This is a genomic window from Cytophagales bacterium (assembly GCA_019456305.1).
Classification (GTDB): domain Bacteria; phylum Bacteroidota; class Bacteroidia; order Cytophagales; family VRUD01; genus VRUD01.
Genome location: VRUD01000083.1, coordinates 1 through 19,472, shown reverse-complemented (window position 1 = coordinate 19,472; position 19,472 = coordinate 1). Strand labels below are relative to the sequence as shown.

Annotated in this window: 22 protein-coding genes and 2 tRNA genes; 14 read left to right on the top strand and 10 right to left on the bottom strand. The window is 35.9% G+C overall.

What is annotated here, in order from left to right:
- Positions 1-111 precede the first annotated feature (111 nt).
- From FVQ77_14825 to holA, 3 genes are read right to left on the bottom strand one after another with little or no spacing between them, the layout of a single operon-like run.
- The gene (locus FVQ77_14825) at positions 112-1,467 is read right to left on the bottom strand and encodes a tetratricopeptide repeat protein (protein ID MBW8051579.1); all 1,356 of its coding nucleotides are present in this window, start codon (positions 1,465-1,467) and stop codon (positions 112-114) included.
- A gap of 16 nt (positions 1,468-1,483) precedes the next feature.
- On the bottom strand, positions 1,484-2,869 hold the full coding sequence (locus tag FVQ77_14820) for a tetratricopeptide repeat protein (GenBank protein MBW8051578.1): 1,386 nt from the start codon (positions 2,867-2,869) through the stop codon (positions 1,484-1,486).
- 59 nt (positions 2,870-2,928) lie between these two features.
- Positions 2,929-4,065 (bottom strand): DNA polymerase III subunit delta, encoded by a 1,137-nt coding sequence (gene holA, locus FVQ77_14815; protein ID MBW8051577.1) that lies wholly within the window; start codon positions 4,063-4,065, stop codon positions 2,929-2,931.
- A gap of 182 nt (positions 4,066-4,247) precedes the next feature.
- Between holA and FVQ77_14810 the strand changes: the two genes are divergently transcribed.
- The 5 genes from FVQ77_14810 to FVQ77_14790 all read left to right on the top strand — a co-directional run bounded on the left by FVQ77_14810 (position 4,248) and on the right by FVQ77_14790 (position 7,351).
- Complete coding sequence (locus FVQ77_14810) at positions 4,248-4,829, top strand: DUF4389 domain-containing protein (GenBank protein MBW8051576.1); 582 nt, start codon at positions 4,248-4,250, stop codon at positions 4,827-4,829.
- A 132-nt stretch (positions 4,830-4,961) separates the two neighbouring features.
- Positions 4,962-5,474, top strand: coding sequence for a DUF4870 domain-containing protein (locus FVQ77_14805; protein MBW8051575.1), 513 nt, complete (start codon positions 4,962-4,964; stop codon positions 5,472-5,474).
- A 111-nt stretch (positions 5,475-5,585) separates the two neighbouring features.
- Positions 5,586-6,383 (top strand): M48 family metallopeptidase, encoded by a 798-nt coding sequence (locus FVQ77_14800; GenBank protein ID MBW8051574.1) that lies wholly within the window; start codon positions 5,586-5,588, stop codon positions 6,381-6,383.
- A 190-nt stretch (positions 6,384-6,573) separates the two neighbouring features.
- Positions 6,574-6,831, top strand: coding sequence for a hypothetical protein (locus FVQ77_14795; protein MBW8051573.1), 258 nt, complete (start codon positions 6,574-6,576; stop codon positions 6,829-6,831).
- Between the two features lie 16 nt (positions 6,832-6,847).
- A complete protein-coding gene (locus FVQ77_14790; GenBank protein MBW8051572.1) occupies positions 6,848-7,351 on the top strand; it encodes a DUF2335 domain-containing protein in 504 nt (167 codons plus the stop codon).
- Positions 7,352-7,381: 30 nt separating this feature from the next.
- Here the strand turns inward: FVQ77_14790 and FVQ77_14785 are convergent, their stop codons facing one another.
- Complete coding sequence (locus FVQ77_14785; protein ID MBW8051571.1) at positions 7,382-7,615, bottom strand: hypothetical protein; 234 nt, start codon at positions 7,613-7,615, stop codon at positions 7,382-7,384.
- 127 nt (positions 7,616-7,742) lie between these two features.
- Between FVQ77_14785 and FVQ77_14780 the strand changes: the two genes are divergently transcribed.
- Positions 7,743-7,943 (top strand): CopG family transcriptional regulator, encoded by a 201-nt coding sequence (locus tag FVQ77_14780; protein ID MBW8051570.1) that lies wholly within the window; start codon positions 7,743-7,745, stop codon positions 7,941-7,943.
- Between the two features lie 31 nt (positions 7,944-7,974).
- Positions 7,975-9,261, top strand: a complete 1,287-nt coding sequence (locus FVQ77_14775; GenBank protein ID MBW8051569.1) for a tyrosine--tRNA ligase — start codon at positions 7,975-7,977, stop codon at positions 9,259-9,261.
- Positions 9,262-9,416: 155 nt separating this feature from the next.
- On the opposite strand, the gene hutU is transcribed toward FVQ77_14775, so the two are convergent.
- From hutU to FVQ77_14760, 3 genes are all read right to left on the bottom strand, one after another.
- Positions 9,417-11,093, bottom strand: a complete 1,677-nt coding sequence (hutU, locus tag FVQ77_14770; GenBank protein ID MBW8051568.1) for a urocanate hydratase — start codon at positions 11,091-11,093, stop codon at positions 9,417-9,419.
- A gap of 115 nt (positions 11,094-11,208) precedes the next feature.
- Positions 11,209-11,568 (bottom strand): hypothetical protein, encoded by a 360-nt coding sequence (locus tag FVQ77_14765; protein MBW8051567.1) that lies wholly within the window; start codon positions 11,566-11,568, stop codon positions 11,209-11,211.
- On the bottom strand, positions 11,565-11,795 hold the full coding sequence (locus FVQ77_14760; protein ID MBW8051566.1) for a DUF433 domain-containing protein: 231 nt from the start codon (positions 11,793-11,795) through the stop codon (positions 11,565-11,567). The genes FVQ77_14765 and FVQ77_14760 overlap by 4 nt, the downstream gene beginning before the upstream one ends.
- Positions 11,796-12,116: 321 nt before the next feature.
- On the opposite strand from FVQ77_14760, the gene FVQ77_14755 reads away from it, so the two are divergent.
- Entirely contained in the window at positions 12,117-13,055 is a 939-nt protein-coding gene (locus FVQ77_14755; protein ID MBW8051565.1) for a DUF4097 domain-containing protein, read from the top strand.
- A gap of 36 nt (positions 13,056-13,091) precedes the next feature.
- On the opposite strand, the gene FVQ77_14750 is transcribed toward FVQ77_14755, so the two are convergent.
- Positions 13,092-14,030 carry an MBL fold metallo-hydrolase gene (locus tag FVQ77_14750; GenBank protein ID MBW8051564.1) on the bottom strand — a complete coding sequence of 313 codons (939 nt, stop codon included), beginning with the start codon at positions 14,028-14,030 and terminating at the stop codon, positions 13,092-13,094.
- Between the two features lie 23 nt (positions 14,031-14,053).
- Positions 14,054-15,001, bottom strand: coding sequence for an acetyl-CoA carboxylase carboxyltransferase subunit alpha (locus FVQ77_14745; GenBank protein MBW8051563.1), 948 nt, complete (start codon positions 14,999-15,001; stop codon positions 14,054-14,056).
- A gap of 152 nt (positions 15,002-15,153) precedes the next feature.
- Between FVQ77_14745 and FVQ77_14740 the strand changes: the two genes are divergently transcribed.
- The 6 genes from FVQ77_14740 (at position 15,154) to coaD (ending at position 18,707) form a co-directional block, all read left to right on the top strand.
- Positions 15,154-15,227: transfer RNA gene (locus FVQ77_14740), tRNA-Asp, on the top strand.
- 182 nt (positions 15,228-15,409) lie between these two features.
- A tRNA-Ser gene (locus tag FVQ77_14735) sits at positions 15,410-15,501 on the top strand.
- A gap of 11 nt (positions 15,502-15,512) precedes the next feature.
- Positions 15,513-15,842, top strand: a complete 330-nt coding sequence (locus tag FVQ77_14730) for an MGMT family protein (GenBank protein MBW8051562.1) — start codon at positions 15,513-15,515, stop codon at positions 15,840-15,842.
- A gap of 34 nt (positions 15,843-15,876) precedes the next feature.
- The gene (locus FVQ77_14725) at positions 15,877-16,887 is read left to right on the top strand and encodes a hypothetical protein (GenBank protein ID MBW8051561.1); all 1,011 of its coding nucleotides are present in this window, start codon (positions 15,877-15,879) and stop codon (positions 16,885-16,887) included.
- A 32-nt stretch (positions 16,888-16,919) separates the two neighbouring features.
- Complete coding sequence (locus FVQ77_14720) at positions 16,920-17,849, top strand: DUF3822 family protein (GenBank protein ID MBW8051560.1); 930 nt, start codon at positions 16,920-16,922, stop codon at positions 17,847-17,849.
- Between the two features lie 405 nt (positions 17,850-18,254).
- Positions 18,255-18,707, top strand: coding sequence for a pantetheine-phosphate adenylyltransferase (gene coaD, locus FVQ77_14715; protein ID MBW8051559.1), 453 nt, complete (start codon positions 18,255-18,257; stop codon positions 18,705-18,707).
- A 149-nt stretch (positions 18,708-18,856) separates the two neighbouring features.
- Here coaD and FVQ77_14710 read toward each other — a convergent pair.
- A partial coding sequence (locus tag FVQ77_14710; GenBank protein ID MBW8051558.1) for a T9SS type A sorting domain-containing protein occupies positions 18,857-19,472 on the bottom strand: 616 nt, incomplete at its 5' end.

Sequence of the window (19,472 nt, the reverse complement as noted above, 5' to 3'; positions counted from 1 at the left end):
ATTTTTTAAAACACACCCCTTGCCCCTCTTGATAGAGGGGAATGTATGGTGTAGTTTTTAGAGATGCCCTTATAATAAGGATAAGTATGTTTAAAAAGTATTTCATAGTAGTTATTCATTTTCCATTTCCCATCTGCTGTAAAACGTATTTGCCTTCCCAACCAACGCATCTAACAAATAAAGCATTGAATTTATTGTTCCTAAAAATTTATCACGATCTTCTTTGGTTTTAAATTGAGTAGGTATTACAGGATTAAAATAAATGTTTAATCTGTAGAGAGGAACGACCGTATCAGGGTTTGGTATGTCAAAATCCTTAACTAAAGACCTTATAGCTTTCTGATAAAAAATAAGAGCGCTATCTAATTTATTTTGTTCAACAACTATAGCTGCCATACTGTTGTAAACCAAGCCAACATGTGGATGATAGTTACCAAAAACATTCTTAAATATCTCCATTGCTTTATTTTGAAATTCCATAGCCCTGGTATAATCTTCTTTATCTGAATAAACATCTCCCAAATTAGTGTAGCATGTTGCCACAGAAGGATGGTTGTTACCAAGGGTTATAAGATTTATATTTAATGATTTCTGATGATATTCCACCGCTTTGTCAGTTTCACCTTTGTTCCTGTAAACATTACCAATATTGGTATAATTGCGTGCTACAGAAGGATGATCATTACCAAGTGTTTTAAGTTTAATAGTCATCGCTTGTTGAAGATATTCCATTGCCCTGTCATAATCACCCAGACTTAAATAAGTATTTCCTATATTATTATAACTATAAGCCACAAAAGGATGTTCTTTGCCAAGAGTTTTAAGAAACATTCTCAATGCCTGGTGATAATAGTCCATGGCTGTGCCATAGTCACCCTTGTCATTATAAAACATTCCTATGTTAATATAGGTAGCGCCAACTGAAGGATGTTCTCTGCCGAGCTGAGGTATTTTTATAGCCAATGATGTGTTAAAACAGGATATGGCATCGACATACGATCCCTTGTGTAAATAAACAACGCCTAAAATAAGATAGGTTTTTGCAATTTCTAAAAGACGGGAACTATTTTCCATATTTGTATTAGAGTAAATATATATTTTTTCATAATAAATAGCTTGGTTTAGATATTCAATGGCAGAATTATATTCTCCCTTTATTCTATAATTATTACCTATGTTGTTTAAACATTTTAGATAAACTTCATCTAGCTCCCTCTTGTCCAATGGAACGGTGGATTTTGCTGCTAATTTTTGGTAAATGTTCCCTGCTTTTTCGTAATAGTAAATTGTGCTGTCATATTGAGCAGCTTTGGAAAGGGAGTCGGCTTTTTTGAAATAAACATTTGCTATAGCAGTATCGCTCCGGATTTTATCGGAATTTCGCACTGCCTCAATCTGGCTATATGATATCACAGATATGAAGATGAAAACAATCAATATTATATACAATTTAATTTCATTATTCATATGAATAAAATTAGTTTCATTTTTTTATTTTCCATATATTATAAAATGCCTCGGCTTTTCCAACCAGCGCATCCAGCAAGACCGGCATAGAATTAATTTTCTTCCTAAACGCCTCCCGCTCTTTTTTACTTTTAAAGCTCTCAGGGATTACCGGGTTGACATAGATTGTACTATCAGTGAAACCCCTGAACAAAGATTGTATGGCTTTCTGGTAATATGTTAATGCCTTTCCATAATATTCCTCACGATTAATAGGGGAAGGAAGATGTTCACCTTGCTTTGAATGAAAATTTCCCAAACTAATACATATAGTACCCATTAATGGATGAAAACTTCCAAATATATTATTAACGATCTTATATGCTTTATCATAATATTGATATGCTTTGAAATATTCTTTGCTATCTTGATACAATTCAGCTATGTTAATATAATTATAAACCAGTGAAGGATGATTTGGACCAAGGGTTTTTAATTTTATAGATAACGATTTTTGATAATATTCCATTGCTTTAAAAAAATCATCTTTTTCAGCATAAACATTTCCTAAGTTATTATAGCTTAAAGCAATACTGGGATGATGCTCACTCAGCATTTTAAATTTTATAGATAATGCTTTTTGAAAACATTCCAGCGCTTTTTTATAATCGCCCAGGTCATAATAACTACTTCCTATGTTTCCATAGCTGTAAGATAAATAAAGATGATCCGGGCCAAGTGTTTTTAAAAAAATATTAAAGGCTTGTTGATAATATTCCAATGCGGTGTAGTAATCCCCTTGTGCATCATAAATAAGTCCAATGTTATTATAGGATATAGCCGAATATGGATGTTTGCTGCCATGTAACTTAACCGCTATGTTCAAAGCTTTTTGGTAATTTTCAAGGGCCTTATCATATTCGCCTTTATACCGGTAAATTTCTCCATATTGATTATAACAACCTGCAACAACCGTATTTTTATTTCCTAATTTTTGCAATCCTACTGCCAACACTCTATTTAATTCTTCTAAGGCAATGTTATATTCTGCTTTTAACATATAATTTTGGCATATATGTAAATGACATTTCACATACTCTTCCCAATACCTCACTCCCTTATTATTTTGTGATGTAGTGGTTTTCTGATTTGTGGAATAGAAAGAGGAATCTGCTTCCCGGGCTCTTCTTTCCCAGATAATACTTGCTTTTTTAAAATATGATATGGAACTGTCGTATTGAGCATGTTTTAGGAGGGAATCGGCCATTTTGAAATAATTATTTGCTATAGCAGTATCGCTCCGGATTTTATCGGGATTTTGCACTGCCTCAATCTGCCCACCTGCCTGCGCCAAGGCTTTGGCAGGCGGGTATGAGCTCACAGATATGAAGATGAAAACAAGTAATATACAATTTAATTTCATGAGCAATTATGTTAAGTGCACCTCTAAAAACTCAAAAATAAATAGTTTTTGAGGCGCTCTTAATGCAAAATCTTAAAAACCAACTCCTTCAATATTTGCCCTTCAGAAATATTGCCTCCAATTATTCCTTTTGCCCGCAGATCAGCCTGTGCGAAGTGGTGAATTATTCTGGTAAGTTTAGTAAGTGGATAATTTTTACTTGCTAAAAGATAATCCTTTATAAAATAAGGGTTTACAGCTAATAACCCGGCAAGATCAGCCCCCCTAACAACAGCCCCCCTAAATCCCCCCAAAGGGGGGACTTTGCCATCGCTTTTGCCTTTGGCAAGCGGGGTGAGAAAGTCCCCCCTTTGGGGGGATTTAGGGGGGCTGTTAGGGGGGCTGTTAGGGGGGCTGAATTGGTGAACTAACATCACCTTGGTAAAGAATTGAAACAAAATTGAAATGATGGGTATCACAGGATTTTTCTTAGGATTAGCGTCAAAATAATTAACGATCTGGTTTGATTTATAAGTGTCTTTTTTTATTAATGCATTTTGCAATTCAAATACGTTGTATTCTTTGCTGATGCCAATATATCTGTTAATGATGTCCTCGTTAATTTCAGTTTTTTCCTTTAAGTTAATTAATAGTTTGTCTATTTCATTTGCAAGCCTGCTTAAATTGCTGCCAACAAACTCAGCAAGCATTATAGTGGCTTTGGTATTAATGCTAAAGCCCTTTGACCTAAGATAGCTGGTTATCCAGCCGGGTATTTGATTGTCGTATATTTTTTTAGAATGAACTAACAGGTCAAGCTCCTTTAACTTTTGTGCGATCCTTTTCCTTCCATCTAATAGTTTCTTATAACAAAATACGAGTATAGTAGATTGCAGCGGTTTTTGTATGTATGCTTCTAATTGTTTTTGGCCGGTTTCTTTTACAATATCTTTTATTTCCTGTGCTTCTCTTACGATCACTACTTGCCTTTGTGCCATCACTGGAAAGCGCCTGGCATTGCTTAGCACCATACTCATATCCACATCTTTGCCATACAAGATGAACAGGTTGAAGTCTTTTTCTGATTCGCTTAGCACATTGTTCTCTACATAATTAGAAATTGAATCAATATAATATGGCTCTTCTCCCTGGAGGAAATAGACGGAGGCGTATTTTTTACTTTTTAGTTCAGATAAGATTTTTTCCGGGGTATGCATTTGATTTGCGATTTAAGAATTACGATTTAGGAGTGACAATTTACGTATGTTTTATAAATCTAAACCGTAAATCTAAATCGTAAATCTAAAATAAAAAAATATATGTAAAAAATTGTATATCAAAATATCTTTTTTCTACCTTTGCCCGTCTTAAATTTATTATTAACTAAAAAAGAAAAATCATGGAACTAACAATTAAACATCAGGAAAGCTATTCCCGGGGGGAATTGCTTTTAAGAACATTATTTGGTGGTATATATATTATACTACCTCATTATTTCCTTTTAATTTTTGTAAGCATCTGGTCAAGTATTTTGACATTCATTGCTTTTTGGGCTATTCTTTTTACAGGAAGGTATCCACAAAGTTTTTATGAATTTCAGGTAGGATTACAGAGATGGTCTTTAAGACTTACAGCCAGAGTTTACAATTTAAGCGATGGCTACCCTGCTTTTGGAGTAAAAGGTACCGATGAATTTACAACGTTTGAAATGCCATATCCCGAAAGTCTGAGTAGGGGTACTTTGTTGTTGAAAGCTTTCTTTGGAGGGATTTATTGTGCATTACCGCATATTTTAATTTGGTATTTCAGGTTTCTTTGGACAACAATTCTAATGTTCCTTGCATGGTGGGCTGTGCTTTTCACTGGTAATTACCCCCAATCATGGCATGAATTCAATGTAGGAACAATAAGGTGGATAACCCGTGTCAATTTATACCTTAGCTTTATGACGGACGATTATCCTCCATTTTCAGGAAAATAATGCCTGTCTTTAAACCAACTTATCTATTGAATTTTGTTTTATCTTATATTTAAAACCCACGAGGTTTTTGAAACCTCGTGGGTTCAGTTTAAGAAATTTCTTTATATTAAGTAGACACACTATATAAATTTCATGACTTCAACACCAAAATATCTTCCTGTCCCTCAACCCGATGAAATCCCTGAAAGGGAAAAGGAAGACGCAATGGGTGCATATCTGATGATGTTTGCCGCAATCGCTGCAGGTCTGCCCCTACCTATTATAAACCTGATTGCGGCAATCATCTATTATTTTATCAACAGATCAAAAAGTTTATTTGTTCATTTTCATTCGCTGCAATCATTATATTCTCAATTTCCAACCAGTATTTTAAATATTGGAGCTGTATTTTGGGCTATCAGGATATATTTCTTTCAATCGGTTGAGCTAACTGATCTGTTTTGGGGATATATTGGCATGGTTTTCATCGCTAATCTGATTTATTTTATTTTTAGTATTGTTGCCTGCGTTCAAGCCAGGAAGGGCCGTATGTATTATTTCATTTTCTTTGGTAAAATCGCTTTTCACCAGGTGTTTTTAGATAAGGGAACAACCCAAAAGGAAATTGTAAACCTGCCACCTGGATCAGTAGGTAATAGGCAGTAAGCAATAGGCAATTTGTAACGCGATATTTATATCGCAATAAAGCATCAGTAGGCAGTCTTCAATCGGCAATCATGTATTTGTGAATCAATGCAAAACTAAATCGTAAATCCTATGAGAAGGTCTATTCTAATTGATCTTGGTATACTGTTAGCGATTTTCGGGATAATTTGGGCAGTACTGGTATATGTGCCAATTTTTCCTGAAAAGATAAATTTTGATATTGATATACCTATTGAAAAAGAAGAAAAGTTAGGCGACCTGCTGGCTGAAATAATCTTGTCTTCTGATAATGAACTCAACTCATCAAAAGTTGATTCTGCAATATTTATCATTCAAACCAGACTGATAGATGCCGTTGGTGTTACGGATTATGATTACAAGATCAGGGTGATAGATAACCCGGCCGTCAATGCTTTTGCAATACCGGGGGGTAACATATTTATTCTTTCAGGCCTGATTGAATTTATTGAAACCCCTGAAGAATTAGCTGCTATTCTGGCCCACGAAATAGGGCATGTTGAAAACCGCCACGTTGTAAAAAAATTAGCCAAAGAATTAGGACTAAATATTCTCTTCACTATCATTACCGGTAATGACAATATTATTTTAAAGGAAATTAGTAAAACCGCTACCTCCACGATTTTTGACCGCAAACAAGAAAGAGAAGCTGATAAGTACGCGATGGAATTATTGGTTAATTCGAATATTAACCCGAAAGTAATTGCCAGCTTTTTTTTAAAGATCTCAAGAGAAAAAGGCAGCATTGATGAAAAGCTGGAATTTTTGATGACCCACCCTCATAACAATTCAAGGATAAAAGCCTCGCTTGAATATAAAATACCTGATGATTTTGAAGAAAAAAGTATTGGAATAGAGTGGGAAAAGGTAAAAGAAGCTGTGAAAAAGTAGACAATTAACAGTTGACAGTAGGCAATTTTTAACAACTGCATACTCTCAACTGTCAATATTCTAAATAATATCATAAATTTAGTAAAGCATCGTCCTGGTAAAATTAATTTTACAAATTATTAATAATATTTATATTTAGAGTTTGTAATTTCGTAAAAAGTTGTATTATTGCAATCGTAAATAGTTACTTATGATAGTTACAAAAGATATAAAAAAGTCAGGTTATTTCTTTAGAAGACCGTCTTTTTGGGATGGAGTAGGAAGTTTGTTTGACTTGTATAATTCACGACATATTTACATTGATTTATCCTTTGAGGCAGATACCAAGGCAATGAAGACAGATTTTGATCTGGTAGGTCAAGATTTGTGGATTTCCTTTAAGAAGTTTGAAAAGGAAAATGAAAAAATATTAAAGTCAAGGGGAAAACATACCACAAAAGTATCCTGATGATCCTTGATCATAGATGAATAAAATTGTTAAGAAAGATGATAAAAATCACGCCCAAGACGATGCGCGCTCGGAATTAGAGGTAGTTAATTTAGATGAGGTCGTTGAGGATTTAAAGAAAAATCCGAAATTTAAGAATTTTTCTGTCGAGCAATTAAAAACAGTTGCTCAAGCTGTCAGTGTTGAGATTCGCCAAGAGATATTTAGCAGTAGTTTTTCGGGCCCCTTACCTCCGCCAGCAGCTTATGGTCATTATGAGCAAATATTACCTGGAGCTGCAGATAGAATTTTGGCGATGGCTGAAGATAATGCCGATGACAGAAGTGAAATTAATAGTAAAATTGTCAATTCGGATATTAAAAGATCGGGTAGAGGTCAAATTTTAGGATTCATTCTTTCAATTCTTTTTATTGGTGCATCAATTGTCTGTGCGTATCTAAATCAACCCTTTCCAGCAAGTGTCTTGGGTATTGGTGGATTTTCCTCTATTATATCAATTTTTGTTCTTGGCAAAAAGTAAGTTGTATCTTTCATCACTTGCCTCTCATAATCAATTAATAGTCTCCCGTCTTTTTTGCAGATTTTTTTTATTCAATTCATTATACCGAGCATAAGTTCTTTTCATTTCTGAATAACTTTTACCATAATAGATTTTGTGAAGGTCTATTCCAGATTGTTTTGTAATTCTGGCGAATTTGTCTTCAAATTCAACGAAATCGTCTATCCATACATATTCATCGCAGAGTCTGAAGATTTCCCAAACCATTGTTTCTTCTTTTGTCATTTATTATGAAGTAATGTTGTTAACAGATTATTTGCAAATATAATAATAAAATATATTAAAGAATTATTTTAGAATTTTAAATACCTTTCGTATTTTTATTTCATAAATATATCTTAAAAATATTATTATGAAAAATACTATGGTTTTTACCAGTTCACTTTCAAAGGATTTATTGAATGAGCTGGATTATTACGCAAGAAAATTAAATAAAAATAAAAATCAGATATTAGAAGCAGCTTTAATAAGGTTTCTGGATGAGTTAAAAAGAATGGAATATATCCGATCTTTTAAACGAGCAAACAAAGATAAGGAATTATTATCGGGTTAAACGAAATTTTGAAATATTGAAAAGAATTAGGATGAACTTCATAGAAGAACTCAAATGGCGAGGCATGATCCACGACATGATGCCCGGCACGGAAGAAGCGCTCCAAAAAGGAATAGCTGCCGGTTATATCGGTTTTGACCCTACCGCTCCATCTTTGACGATTGGCAATTTTGCTCCTGTCATGCTGCTGCTGCATTTTCAAAGGGCAGGTCATAAACCCATTGCATTAATAGGAGGAGCAACAGGTATGATCGGTGATCCTTCCGGAAAAGACACAGAAAGAAAACTCCTAGACCCTGAAATACTTAAAAATAACGAGGAAATCATTAAAAAACAATTAAGCAAATTCCTGGATTTCAATTCCAGGAGCAATTCAGCAGAGATCCTCAACAATTACGATTGGTTTAAAAGTATCAATACTTTGACTTTTTTACGCGATACCGGGAAATACCTGACTGTTAGCTATTTACTAAGTAAAGGTTTTATAAAAGACCGCTTGAAAAAGGGAGATATTTCATTTACAGAATTTAATTATATTTTGATGCAAGCGTATGATTTCCTGTGGCTGCTAGAGGAAAAAAATTGCATCCTGCAGATGGGAGGCTCTGATCAGTGGGGAAATATCACTGCCGGAACAGAACTGATCAGAAAAAAATTGAGAAAAATTGCTTTCGGACTAACCTGTCCTTTATTAACGAGAGCAGATGGCACAAAATTTGGAAAAACTGAGGAAGGGAATATCTGGTTAGACCCGAAAATGACTTCTCCCTACAAATTTTACCAGTTCTGGCTAAACTGCTCAGATGAAGATGCCGGTAAATTGATCAGGTATTTCACACTTTTACCTAAAGAGAAGATCATAGAACTTGAAAAACAACATGCAGAAGCGCCTCATCAAAGGATATTGCAGAAAGCATTGGCGAAAGACATTACCATTAGGGTACATTCAGAAGAAGATTTGAACAATGCAATAAAAGCATCTGAAATTCTTTTTGGAACAGGAACAACTGATACATTAAAAACACTTAAAGAGGATATGCTTTTGTCTGTATTGGAAGGTGTACCCCGGGTTGAAATTAACAGATCAGATCTAAAAAACGTTGCTAACATAATAGACTTTCTCTCGGTTACCACAAAAGGAGTTATATTTAGCTCAAAAGGAGAGGCAAAGAGAATGATCCAGGGCGGTGGAGTCAGTATCAACAAAACCAAAATATCGGACCCTGGTCAGGCTGCTGCCCTTGAATTACTACAAGATAAATATATACTTGTACAGAAAGGAAAGAAAAGTTATTATTTGGTTAAGGTGGTTAAATAAAAGGAACCTTTAAAAAACATGCCACAAAGACACCCCCTACAGGATCGGAGCAAGAAAGACACTAAGTTTCATCCCGAGTACTCCCAGATAGGATCGGGACAGGCGAGATGGCATTTTTTTATTTTCAATTTAGTTTTTCAAAGCCTCCTAACCATTCAACCTTTCAACCTTTCCGTTAAATCCAATCTAAACTTCCGTGCAGCATCCTTCGCAATATCATAACCGGCATCAGCGTGACGGATAATTCCAGTAGCCGGGTCATTATGCAATACCCTTTTTAACCTCGCATCAGCATCTTCCGTACCATCTGCAACAATCACCATCCCGGCATGAATAGAATAGCCTATCCCTACCCCTCCCCCATGATGAACCGATACCCAGCTTGCTCCTCCTGCAGTATTTATCAAAGCATTCAAAATTGGCCAATCTGCAATGGCATCAGAGCCATCTTTCATCGCTTCAGTTTCCCTGTTTGGAGACGCAACGGAACCTGTATCCAGGTGATCTCTGCCAATTACGATGGGCGCTTTTACTTTCCCTTCTTTCACCAGGTTATTAAAAGCCAGGCCGGCTTTTTCCCTGTCTCCCTGTCCTAACCAGCAGATACGGCACGGTAAACCCTGGAAAGCTATTTTCTCCTGTGCTAACTTTATCCATCTTGCCAACGGTTTATCTTCAGGAAATAACTCTAAGATCACTCTGTCTGTCTCATATATATCATCCGGGTCTCCTGACAATGCAGCCCACCGAAAAGGGCCTTTTCCTTTGCAGAATAAAGGCCTGACGTAAGCAGGCACAAAACCGGGGAAATCAAATGCGTTTTTCACACCTCTTTGGTCTTTTGCCTGTCCCCTGATATTATTACCGTAGTCAAATGTAACGGCACCTAACTTTTGCAGGTCAAGCATTAATCTTACATGCTTCGAAATAGTATCTAATGAGCGATCAATATATTGCTTAGGATTTTTTTCTCTGAGTATCTTTGCTTCTGCTACAGTTAAACCTTCCGGAAAATAGCCATTCAACTCATCATGCGCTGAGGTTTGGTCGGTCAAGGTATCGGGCGTAATGTTTCTATCAAGAAGGCATTGTAATAATTCTACCGCATTGCATAAAACCCCTATTGATATTGGCTTGCTTTTTTCTTTTGCCGCCAGCGCCCAATCAATCCCTTCGTCTACAGAATATGTCATTTTATCCAGGTAGCGGATATCCAATCTCTTTTGAATACGCCATTTCTCAACTTCTGCTACGAGGCAAACACCTTCGTTCATTGTTATTGCAAGCGGTTGAGCTCCGCCCATACCCCCCAAGCCTGCTGTAACGTTTAAAGTCCCTTTTAGCGTATTGTTATAATGCTGCCGGGCAAGTTCAGCATAAGTCTCATAAGTTCCCTGCACGATACCCTGAGAACCGATATATATCCATGACCCGGCCGTCATTTGTCCGAACATGGTAAGTCCTTTGGCTTCCAACTCCCTGAAATGTTCCCAGGTAGCCCAGTGCGGCACCAGCATTGAATTGGAGATAATGATACGAGGAGCATCTTTATGGGTAGGGAGTATCCCTACAGCTTTACCCGATTGTACCAGCAGCGTTTCATCATCCTCAAGGTCTTTCAATGCTTTGACGATCAGGTCAAACGCCTCCCAGTTTCGGGCAGCTTTCCCGGTTCCACCATAGACAATGAGGTCTTCCGGCCTTTCAGCTACTTCCGGATCAAGGTTGTTATGCAGCATTCTTAAAGCTGCTTCCTGTATCCAGCCTTTGCAAGATAGTTTGGTGCCGGTGGGGGTTTTTATCTTGTGGGTTATATTAGTATTGGCACTCATAGTTCAATTAAAAAGTAAAAATTAGCATGGAAGCATGATTGCATGGTTGCATGGTTGAATGAATGCATGGTACAAGTTTGAATTATTGATATTATAATTGATTGATTAACTCTATTTATTTTTCAATTATTACTGCAAATCCACCTTTATTTAATTCTAAATAGCAACTCTTATCAAAAACTTTAGTAATAAGGTTTAAGTTATTTTTTAGTAAATCTTGTAATTCTTTATTAGAAACATTGCCAAGACTGATCTTTATTAACTTTTTAGGCGTATTGTTTAAAAAGAAGCTATCTTTAAAATCAGAATCTTTAGATATTAAAACATAATCATTTCGATCAGCATACTCACTAATTTTATCATCTTTGGTTGAACTTTTATCAAGAACAAAATTCAAATGCACTGCTTCATGACCCTGTGCAATTAAAAATTTTGCAATCTTATATGATATGTGTACATCAAGAAGGAACTTCATCCGATGATTTCACTTAAATTTTTACCTGATGCCAATAACTTTGCATAATTAAGACTAGCAAGAATATCTTGTTTTTCAAGTTCAGGATGATCAGTAAGAATCTCTTTGATTGTCATTTCAGATGAAAGCATATCTAAAACAACCTCAACCGGCCAACGCATTCCTCTTATACATGGTTTACCATGGCAGATTTGCGGGTCAATAGTAATTCTGTCTAAATAGTTCATTTGTAATATATTTTTTATATTATACTTTAACTTTTTATGGTAAGTGATAAGTAATTTATCCTCAAATTTACAAAAAATAAAATACTTTATTAATAATATCTTTCAAAAAAATTACTACCTTTGCTAATAATTTCCAAAAAATATTAATAGAAATAAAATTTGAGTCCACTCTAAAAAGTCAAAAAAATAAAAATGCCACTAAAACACCAAAACACCAAATCCCACAAAATGCTGAAAATCAATCAGTTAATTTTTGGTGAAATTTTGTGTTTTGGTGCTTTTGTGGCAAAAAAGACTTTTTAGAGTGGACTCAAATTTTAAATGCTAATTCTTATGAAAAATATAAAAGGCATTTTCATCGCAGTAACTTTCTGTGCTCTACTCACTTATACCTGTTCAGCACAAGAACAATTTATTATAAATGCCGAATTTTCTTATAGTGGTGTAAAGGAATTGGATATAAAAGGAGCTTTTTGTGAGGTAAAAATTAAAGCAGGTGGTGGAAATAGTGTTTCTTGTTCTGGCGATATCAAAGGAGGTTCAAAGGAAAAAGACCAATTCAAAATTATGCACAATCAAAACGGGTCCACTGTAAAGGTATGGATAGAAGCGCCAAACAATTTGGACAATATTGATGGCCAATTAACTTTTACTGTACCTAAAAATGTTAACCTTTTAGTTCATAACAAGTCCGGCAACATCACCGCAGAAGGTTTAAAAGGAGAAAAATTTACCCTTGAAACCAGTTCAGGCAGTATAACTATAAAAAATATCCAGACAAATCCTCATCTTTCTGCATCATCAGGCAATATTAAAGTCACTGATTTGACAGGAAATTTGGATGTAAAAACAAGCTCTGGAAGGCAAAATTTGTACAGTATAACAGGTAATATACTTAGTATTGCTTCATCAGGTAAAGTCCGGTTTAATAATATTAAAGGTAACATTAACGCTAATTGTTCGTCAGGGGGGCTTCATCTGGAAAATACCAGGGGCAGCTCGAAATTAAGAACTTCATCGGGTAGTATAGAAGGCATATCGGTAATACTTACAGGCGATTCTGAATTCCAAAGTTCGTCAGGCAGGATCAAAATGCAGCTTAAACATGATCTGAAAGATCTGAGCTTTGATCTGACCAGCGGTTCAGGGCTCATATTCGTATGGGGAAAACAATACACTAAAAATCATATTAAAGAGGGAGGAAAACTACTCATCAAAGGTGTAAGCAGTTCAGGAAGACAGGTTTATGATAAAGAGTGACGAAGTACGAATGACGAAGGACGAATTTGTACTTATTCAAATATCCTTTAAATAAAAAGTTTCTTTTACACGTACCCCTTTCTCTGTTTGTTGTAATGTGCAACATTCAATTACCGGATCATGCTCAAAAAATAGAATATACTCTTCTTCCACGGCTTTATTCAGAAATATCTCCTTTTCTTTCATAGTTTGTAACGGACGTACATCGTAACCCATCACATAGGGTATGGGAATATGTCCTGCTGATGGAATAAGATCTGCCATATAGGCTATGGTTTTATTTTTATAACGGATCAGGGGTATCATCATTTTTTCGGTATGTCCGTCTGCGAAGAATACAGCCTCCCCTAAATCCACAGCCCCCCTAAATCCCCCCAAAGGGGGGACTTTGCCATCGCCTTTCCCTTTGGGAAGTGTGGTGGGAAAGTCCCCCCTTTGGGGGGATTTAGGGGGGCTGTTAGGGGGGCTGGGTGGGCTTACAAATTTTAAGTGGCCGCTTTCTTCAATAGGTAAAATATTCTCTTTCAAAAAGCTCGCTTTTTCCCTTGCATTTGGATGGGAAGCCCAATGCCAATGTGCTTTATTTGACCAGTATGTTGCATTTTTAAACGTTAGTTCAATTTTGCTTCCGTTATACTTCAAAGAACCGCCACAATGATCAAAATGTAAATGAGTCAAAAAGGCGTCAGTAATATCATCGGGTGAAAATCCTGCTTTATTTAACGATTTTTCCAGGGAATCTTCGCCATGCATATAATAATAGCTGAAAAATTTTTCACTTTGTTTATTGCCTATTCCATTATCAATCAGTGTGAGCTTATCTCCATCTTCAATTAACAGGCAGCGAAGCGCCCAGGAGCACATATTGTTATCATCAGGAGGGTTAGCCCTTTGCCATAAAGATTTCGGGACAACGCCAAACATAGCGCCCCCGTCTAACTTAAAAAAACCGGTATTGATGACGTAAAGGTTCATTGATTGATTATTTGGAGTCTTTATCAATTTTTGATCGCTCCCATAGCATCAAATTTTTCCATACGATTTTTAATTCTTTGTTCAGGAGACAGTTGGCTGAGTTCTGCAATATTATCCAGAATTACTTTTTTAAGGGTTTTTGCCATTTTTACCGGGTCTGTGTGAGCACCGCCTAATGGCTCTTTGATAATTTCATCGATAAGGTTAAATTTTAGCATATCCTGCGCTGTTAGTTTTAACGCTTCAGCAGCTTGTTCTTTATAATCCCAGCTTCTCCAGAGTATGGAGGAGCATGATTCCGGGGAAATAACAGAATACCAGGTATTTTCCAGCATGAAAACTTTATCACCTACTGCAATTCCTAAAGCGCCTCCGGAAGCCCCTTCTCCAATAATAATACATATTACAGGCACCTTTAGCATACTCATTCCCTGGATATTTCTTGCGATAGCTTCTGCCTGTCCTCTTTCTTCGGCTTCCATTCCCGGATAAGCACCCGGAGTATCTATCAATGTTACAACAGGCTTATTAAATTTTTCCGCCAGCTTCATTAATCTTATCGCTTTACGATAACCTTCCGGGTTTGCCATACCGAAATTCCGCATCTGCCTTTGTTTTGTTGTTCTCCCTTTCTGCTGACCAATAAACATAATGGTTTTTCCCTTAACCTGGCCAAATCCACCAACCATTGCTTTATCATCCTTAAAATTTCGATCCCCATGCAATTCAATAAAACTATCAGCAATGGCATGAATATAGTCTAAAGTGTAAGGCCTGTCAGCATGGCGTGCCAGTTGTACACGCTGCCATGGAGTAAGATTCTGAAAGGTCTCTTTCTTTAATTTCCTGATCTGTTCATCCAAAGATTTCATGGCTGGTGTAAGATCAACATTGTTTTCTTCAGCTAACAATTTCATATCTGCTAATTTGGCTTCAAGCTCAATAATCGGCTTTTCGAAATCTAAATGCATTGTATAAAAAGAGATATAAATAAAAAGTACATTTTTAAAACTGCAAATTTAAGATTAAAAAAATAATTTTCAAAGGTATTGTATTTAATGGATTAAAACTGTAACTTTGCAATGTTTTAGACAAATAAAAAGTTATAGTTTACATTTAATAAGGTCCGGTAGTTCAGTTGGTTAGAATACGTGCCTGTCACGCACGGGGTCGCGAGTTCGAGTCTCGTCCGGACCGCTCTGATGATTAAACTTTGAGTCTACTCCAAAAAGTTAAAAAAGAAAAAATGCCACTAAAACACCAAAGCACTAAATCCCACAAAGCATTGAAAATCAATCAAATAACTTTTGTGGGGTTTTGTGTTTTTGTGCTTTTGTGGCGAAAATTGACTTTTTGGAGTGGACTCAACTTTATAATAAGGAGAGGTGCCTGAGTGGTCTAAAGGAGCAGTTTGCTAAACTGCCGTACCTGGCAACGGGTACCGGGGGTTCGAATCCCCCTCTCTCCGCCAATTTATTTATTTTGAAAATAAAAAACTTCTTCGAAGATGTTTACCAGGTCGTACAACTTATTCCGGAAGGGCGGATAACCTCTTATGGTGCCGTAGCTGAATATTTAGGGCTGAAAAGCAGTGCCCGGATGGTAGGGTGGGCAATGAATAAATCGCATAGTGAAGTTGATGTGCCGGCACACAGGGTTGTAAACAGAAATGGTTTGTTAACGGGCAAGCATCATTTTGAAACACCTGATACAATGAAGGAATTGCTTGAAAAAGAAGGAATAATAATAGAAAACAACCGGGTAGTAAATTTTAATGAACACTTTTGGGAGCCTAAAAAAGAATTATTGTGATAAAATAATTTAAGTTTGCCAAAAATTAATTTCTATGCGTGATCTAATTTTACAGGAAATTGAAAAAAACCGGATGGCAAACAGCATTTTATCCGGAATTTTAGCCGGGATTATTGTTGGGATCCCGACCGGAAATGCTGTGGGAATTCTTATAGGTACTGTTTCCGGGATTTTGGCCGGTATTTTTGTTGCAATTATTATCAGCAATTCTGTTGGCACTGTGTTACGTCCTGCAGTAGCACTGGTGGTGGTTGTTTTGGTAGGTGTTATTGCTGGAATGTTAGTTGTTAATAAGTTGGACAGTGTGATCAGTGAAGTGATGGGAACTATTTTCGGTATCATTGCAGGAATTATTTCACCTTTTCTATATATATTTTTAACGGTTATTTTAAACAAGCTGCTTGAAAAGACAGAGGGAAAAGCTTCCATTTCTAAATATACCAATATTGCTTTAATATTTACTTTAAAACGAAACAAGTTACTTAGTTACCTCTTTTTCCCCTTCATTTTACTCATCTGCTGTTATTTGATTTATATAATCATCAAACCAATTCAGGAACAAAAATTAATTGAAGCAATTGAAGAAAAAGTAATAGATAAACTTAAACTCATACGTGATGCGCAGATTGCATATATGTCGGTAAATGGCGAATATGCTGAAAGGTGGGATAAATTGATAGATTTTGTAAAAAATGGTAACTTTTACATCACCGAAAGAAAAGAGCGTATTATTACATTCACATATGGCGCTGATAGTATCGTTGTTGAAAAGGATACCCTGGCAGTAGTACCGGTCAGAGATTCTTTGTTTAGTAAAGAAAAATACCCCGACTTCGACCCTGTGACACTTCTCCTCATCCCAGAAAGTAGTGGGAAAAAATTTGATATATTTGCTGACAGAATTAGCAAAAGCGGTGTATTGGTAGAGGTTTTTGAAGTTAGAGACAGTGACCCTGTTAATCCCAAACGAAGACGTAATAATAGTGAAAATGCTTTAAAGATAGGTTCCATGACAGATGTAACAACGTCAGGAAATTGGGAATAATGGAGTATAGCGCATAGTGAGATTGCCATGCCATGAACCATGCACTTTTTCGTTATACTAATAAACTCAAAATCAATTTGGAATCACATATTGCAAATTACCGGCTTAACCAGAAGATACAGGATGACAATCTTGATATTGATCAAATAGCTCAATACCATCTCTCTTTCATGATAGGTGATAGTGATTTTATGTTTTGCATCACTGATCCCGCTAAAAACAAATGTCTGTATTTAGAAGATTATACTTTTTCATCTATCATGTTACCCGACCAGTTAACCGGTCAACTCCACCATATTTTTAATAACCATAATCTTCTGGGGGTTGGTTTCTGGAAATCTGTAAAGCTCGGAGTGAAGAATCAAAAATTCACGCTGATCCCAAATTCTTTATTTAAAAAAGAAAATCTCCAGGAATATTTAAGTCTTAATTGTGACATAAATCAATATGAGAATATATTTTATTACAAGCATATCCAATCTGATGCGGTAAACATTTTTGCTGCAGAAAATAAGATCATCAACTGGTTTATCTCAGCATATCCTAGTAAAACAATCGAAGTTATGCACCAAACCTGCCCATTGATAGAAGGTTTTATACATGTTGGTGGAAATACAAATATCAAAAACATGTTTATCAAAGTTGACAACTCATATGTAACGATTATTGTAACTAAAAATAAAAAACTGGAATTTTGTAATACTTACTTATTTACAAACCCTGAGGATTTCATCTATTATGTAATGCTGGTAATAGAAGAATTAAAGATCAATCCCGAAAAAGACCCTGTCATGGTTTGGGGTGAGATATATTCTGATTCGGAGCTATTTGACAATTTGCACAAATATATCCGCAATGTATCCATTGGTAGAAAACCACCATCTTTGTCATTCAGCTATAACTTTGATGAGGTCCCTGATCATAAATATTTTGATTTGTATAGTATGCACCTTTGTGAATAGGAAGGAAATAGGGAAATAAGGAAATAAGGAAATAAGGAAATAAGGAAATAAGGAAATAAGGAAATAAGGAAATAAGGAAATAAGGAAATAAGGGTTGGCTATCATCGGATGACTCTCCGGGTTATGCGTTGGGGTCATCCGATGAATTTGCTGGCATAACGACTAAAAGGAAATAAGGGAATAAGAGAAACCGTATACAGAATTATACCTTTATTCCCTCTATTCCTTTATTCCCTTATTTCCTTTTTAAATTGGCTATCATCGGATGACTCTCCAGGTTATGCGTTGGGTTCATCCGATGAATTTGCTGGCATAACGACTAAAAGGGAATAAGGGAATAAAGGGAATAGGGATATATCCTTTATTTCCTTATTCCCTTTATTTCCTTTTTAAATTAAACTTATTGTGAAAAACATTGCAATATTCCCCGGTTCATTTGATCCCTTTACGAAAGGGCATCAGGATATAGTGGTAAGAGGCCTTGCCGTTTTTGATGAAATAATCATAGCTATAGGGATAAATACTACAAAAGAACGGTATTTTAACCTTGAGAAAATGATCACTAAAATTGAACAGTCCCTTGTGAATTATAAAAATGTAAGTGTGGTGTCCTACGAAGGTTTAACCGCTGAATTCGCAAAAAAATGCGGGGCTAAATTCATATTAAGAGGATTGAGAAATACTACTGACTTTGAGTACGAAAATGCAATTGCCTACGGTAACAAGTCTATAAATCAAGACCTTGAAACTATATTTTTGATCACATCCCCCCCCCTTACAAGCATTAGTTCGTCAATAATCAGAGAGATACATAAATTTGGAGGCAATGTAGATGAGTTTTTACCTTATAAGCTTTGAAGTGCATGGCGCAAAGCGGCCTGTGTATGGCATGTTGGGATTATTGAAAACGGATTTGTCTCCCGAAAACCAGTGCCGTTTAAATGCTCAAAGGTAAGTATTTAAATGTCCGCCCAATATGCTATACACTTTGTTGGCGGTATGTGCGATCAGTCGTATATTAATTTTCCCGTCTGAATGATTTTATTATCAACGGTCACCTTGTAGATGTAGATTCCCTGTTTTAACTGATTCCTATCAAAAGTCCTGTTATTATTTAACTCAATTAGCCGAACTTGTCTGCCCGTCAAGTCGTAAATTCTAATCTCAATTTGTCTTTCGGTGAGGTTTGTTTTGACTGTAGCGGTAGAATGAATTATTGTCGGATGAATTTTAATTGTGAGGTCTTTTGATTCATATTGTGAGTTAGTGGTCCCGGTTGGTACTGAATCACAATTTGTGCCAACTTGAATAGTGTCAACATAAACACTTTGACAACCACTTGCTGTTTGAATATATAAATAGGTTATGTGATTAGGACCAGGGGTAGGGAAAATATGTTGTACATCGGTGTATTGAATACTTTGGGTTCCATCATTAAAATCCCAGTAAACATTTGTTATTGAATCATCAGAAGTGGAAATATTATAAAAAGTTACCTCTAAAGTTCCAGATGTATCAGTAGCAGTATAACAATAATCAGCTTGACAATTACTGCCTGTGTCAGTAATTGTAATTTGCTTACATATTGTATCAGCAGGATTAGGGCAAGAGCAAAATCCTGGT

Excerpts from the sequence above, each read along its gene's own strand:
- FVQ77_14810 (MBW8051576.1), top strand. The coding sequence starts at position 4,248 with ATGGAACTAACAATTAAACATCAGGAAAGCTATTCCCGGGGGGAATTG.
- FVQ77_14720 (MBW8051560.1), top strand. The coding sequence starts at position 16,920 with ATGAACCATGCACTTTTTCGTTATACTAATAAACTCAAAATCAATTTG.
- FVQ77_14760 (MBW8051566.1), bottom strand. The coding sequence starts at position 11,795 with ATGAACTATTTAGACAGAATTACTATTGACCCGCAAATCTGCCATGGT.
- FVQ77_14745 (MBW8051563.1), bottom strand. The coding sequence starts at position 15,001 with ATGCATTTAGATTTCGAAAAGCCGATTATTGAGCTTGAAGCCAAATTA.
- FVQ77_14800 (MBW8051574.1), top strand. The coding sequence starts at position 5,586 with ATGAGAAGGTCTATTCTAATTGATCTTGGTATACTGTTAGCGATTTTC.
- FVQ77_14825 (MBW8051579.1), bottom strand. The coding sequence starts at position 1,467 with ATGAATAATGAAATTAAATTGTATATAATATTGATTGTTTTCATCTTC.
- FVQ77_14775 (MBW8051569.1), top strand. The coding sequence starts at position 7,975 with ATGAACTTCATAGAAGAACTCAAATGGCGAGGCATGATCCACGACATG.
- FVQ77_14820 (MBW8051578.1), bottom strand. The coding sequence starts at position 2,869 with ATGAAATTAAATTGTATATTACTTGTTTTCATCTTCATATCTGTGAGC.
- FVQ77_14725 (MBW8051561.1), top strand. The coding sequence starts at position 15,877 with ATGCGTGATCTAATTTTACAGGAAATTGAAAAAAACCGGATGGCAAAC.
- FVQ77_14785 (MBW8051571.1), bottom strand. The coding sequence starts at position 7,615 with ATGACAAAAGAAGAAACAATGGTTTGGGAAATCTTCAGACTCTGCGAT.
- FVQ77_14765 (MBW8051567.1), bottom strand. The coding sequence starts at position 11,568 with ATGAAGTTCCTTCTTGATGTACACATATCATATAAGATTGCAAAATTT.
- holA (MBW8051577.1), bottom strand. The coding sequence starts at position 4,065 with ATGCATACCCCGGAAAAAATCTTATCTGAACTAAAAAGTAAAAAATAC.
- FVQ77_14805 (MBW8051575.1), top strand. The coding sequence starts at position 4,962 with ATGACTTCAACACCAAAATATCTTCCTGTCCCTCAACCCGATGAAATC.
- FVQ77_14780 (MBW8051570.1), top strand. The coding sequence starts at position 7,743 with ATGAAAAATACTATGGTTTTTACCAGTTCACTTTCAAAGGATTTATTG.
- hutU (MBW8051568.1), bottom strand. The coding sequence starts at position 11,093 with ATGAGTGCCAATACTAATATAACCCACAAGATAAAAACCCCCACCGGC.
- FVQ77_14795 (MBW8051573.1), top strand. The coding sequence starts at position 6,574 with ATGATAGTTACAAAAGATATAAAAAAGTCAGGTTATTTCTTTAGAAGA.
- FVQ77_14755 (MBW8051565.1), top strand. The coding sequence starts at position 12,117 with ATGCTAATTCTTATGAAAAATATAAAAGGCATTTTCATCGCAGTAACT.
- FVQ77_14750 (MBW8051564.1), bottom strand. The coding sequence starts at position 14,030 with ATGAACCTTTACGTCATCAATACCGGTTTTTTTAAGTTAGACGGGGGC.
- FVQ77_14790 (MBW8051572.1), top strand. The coding sequence starts at position 6,848 with ATGAATAAAATTGTTAAGAAAGATGATAAAAATCACGCCCAAGACGAT.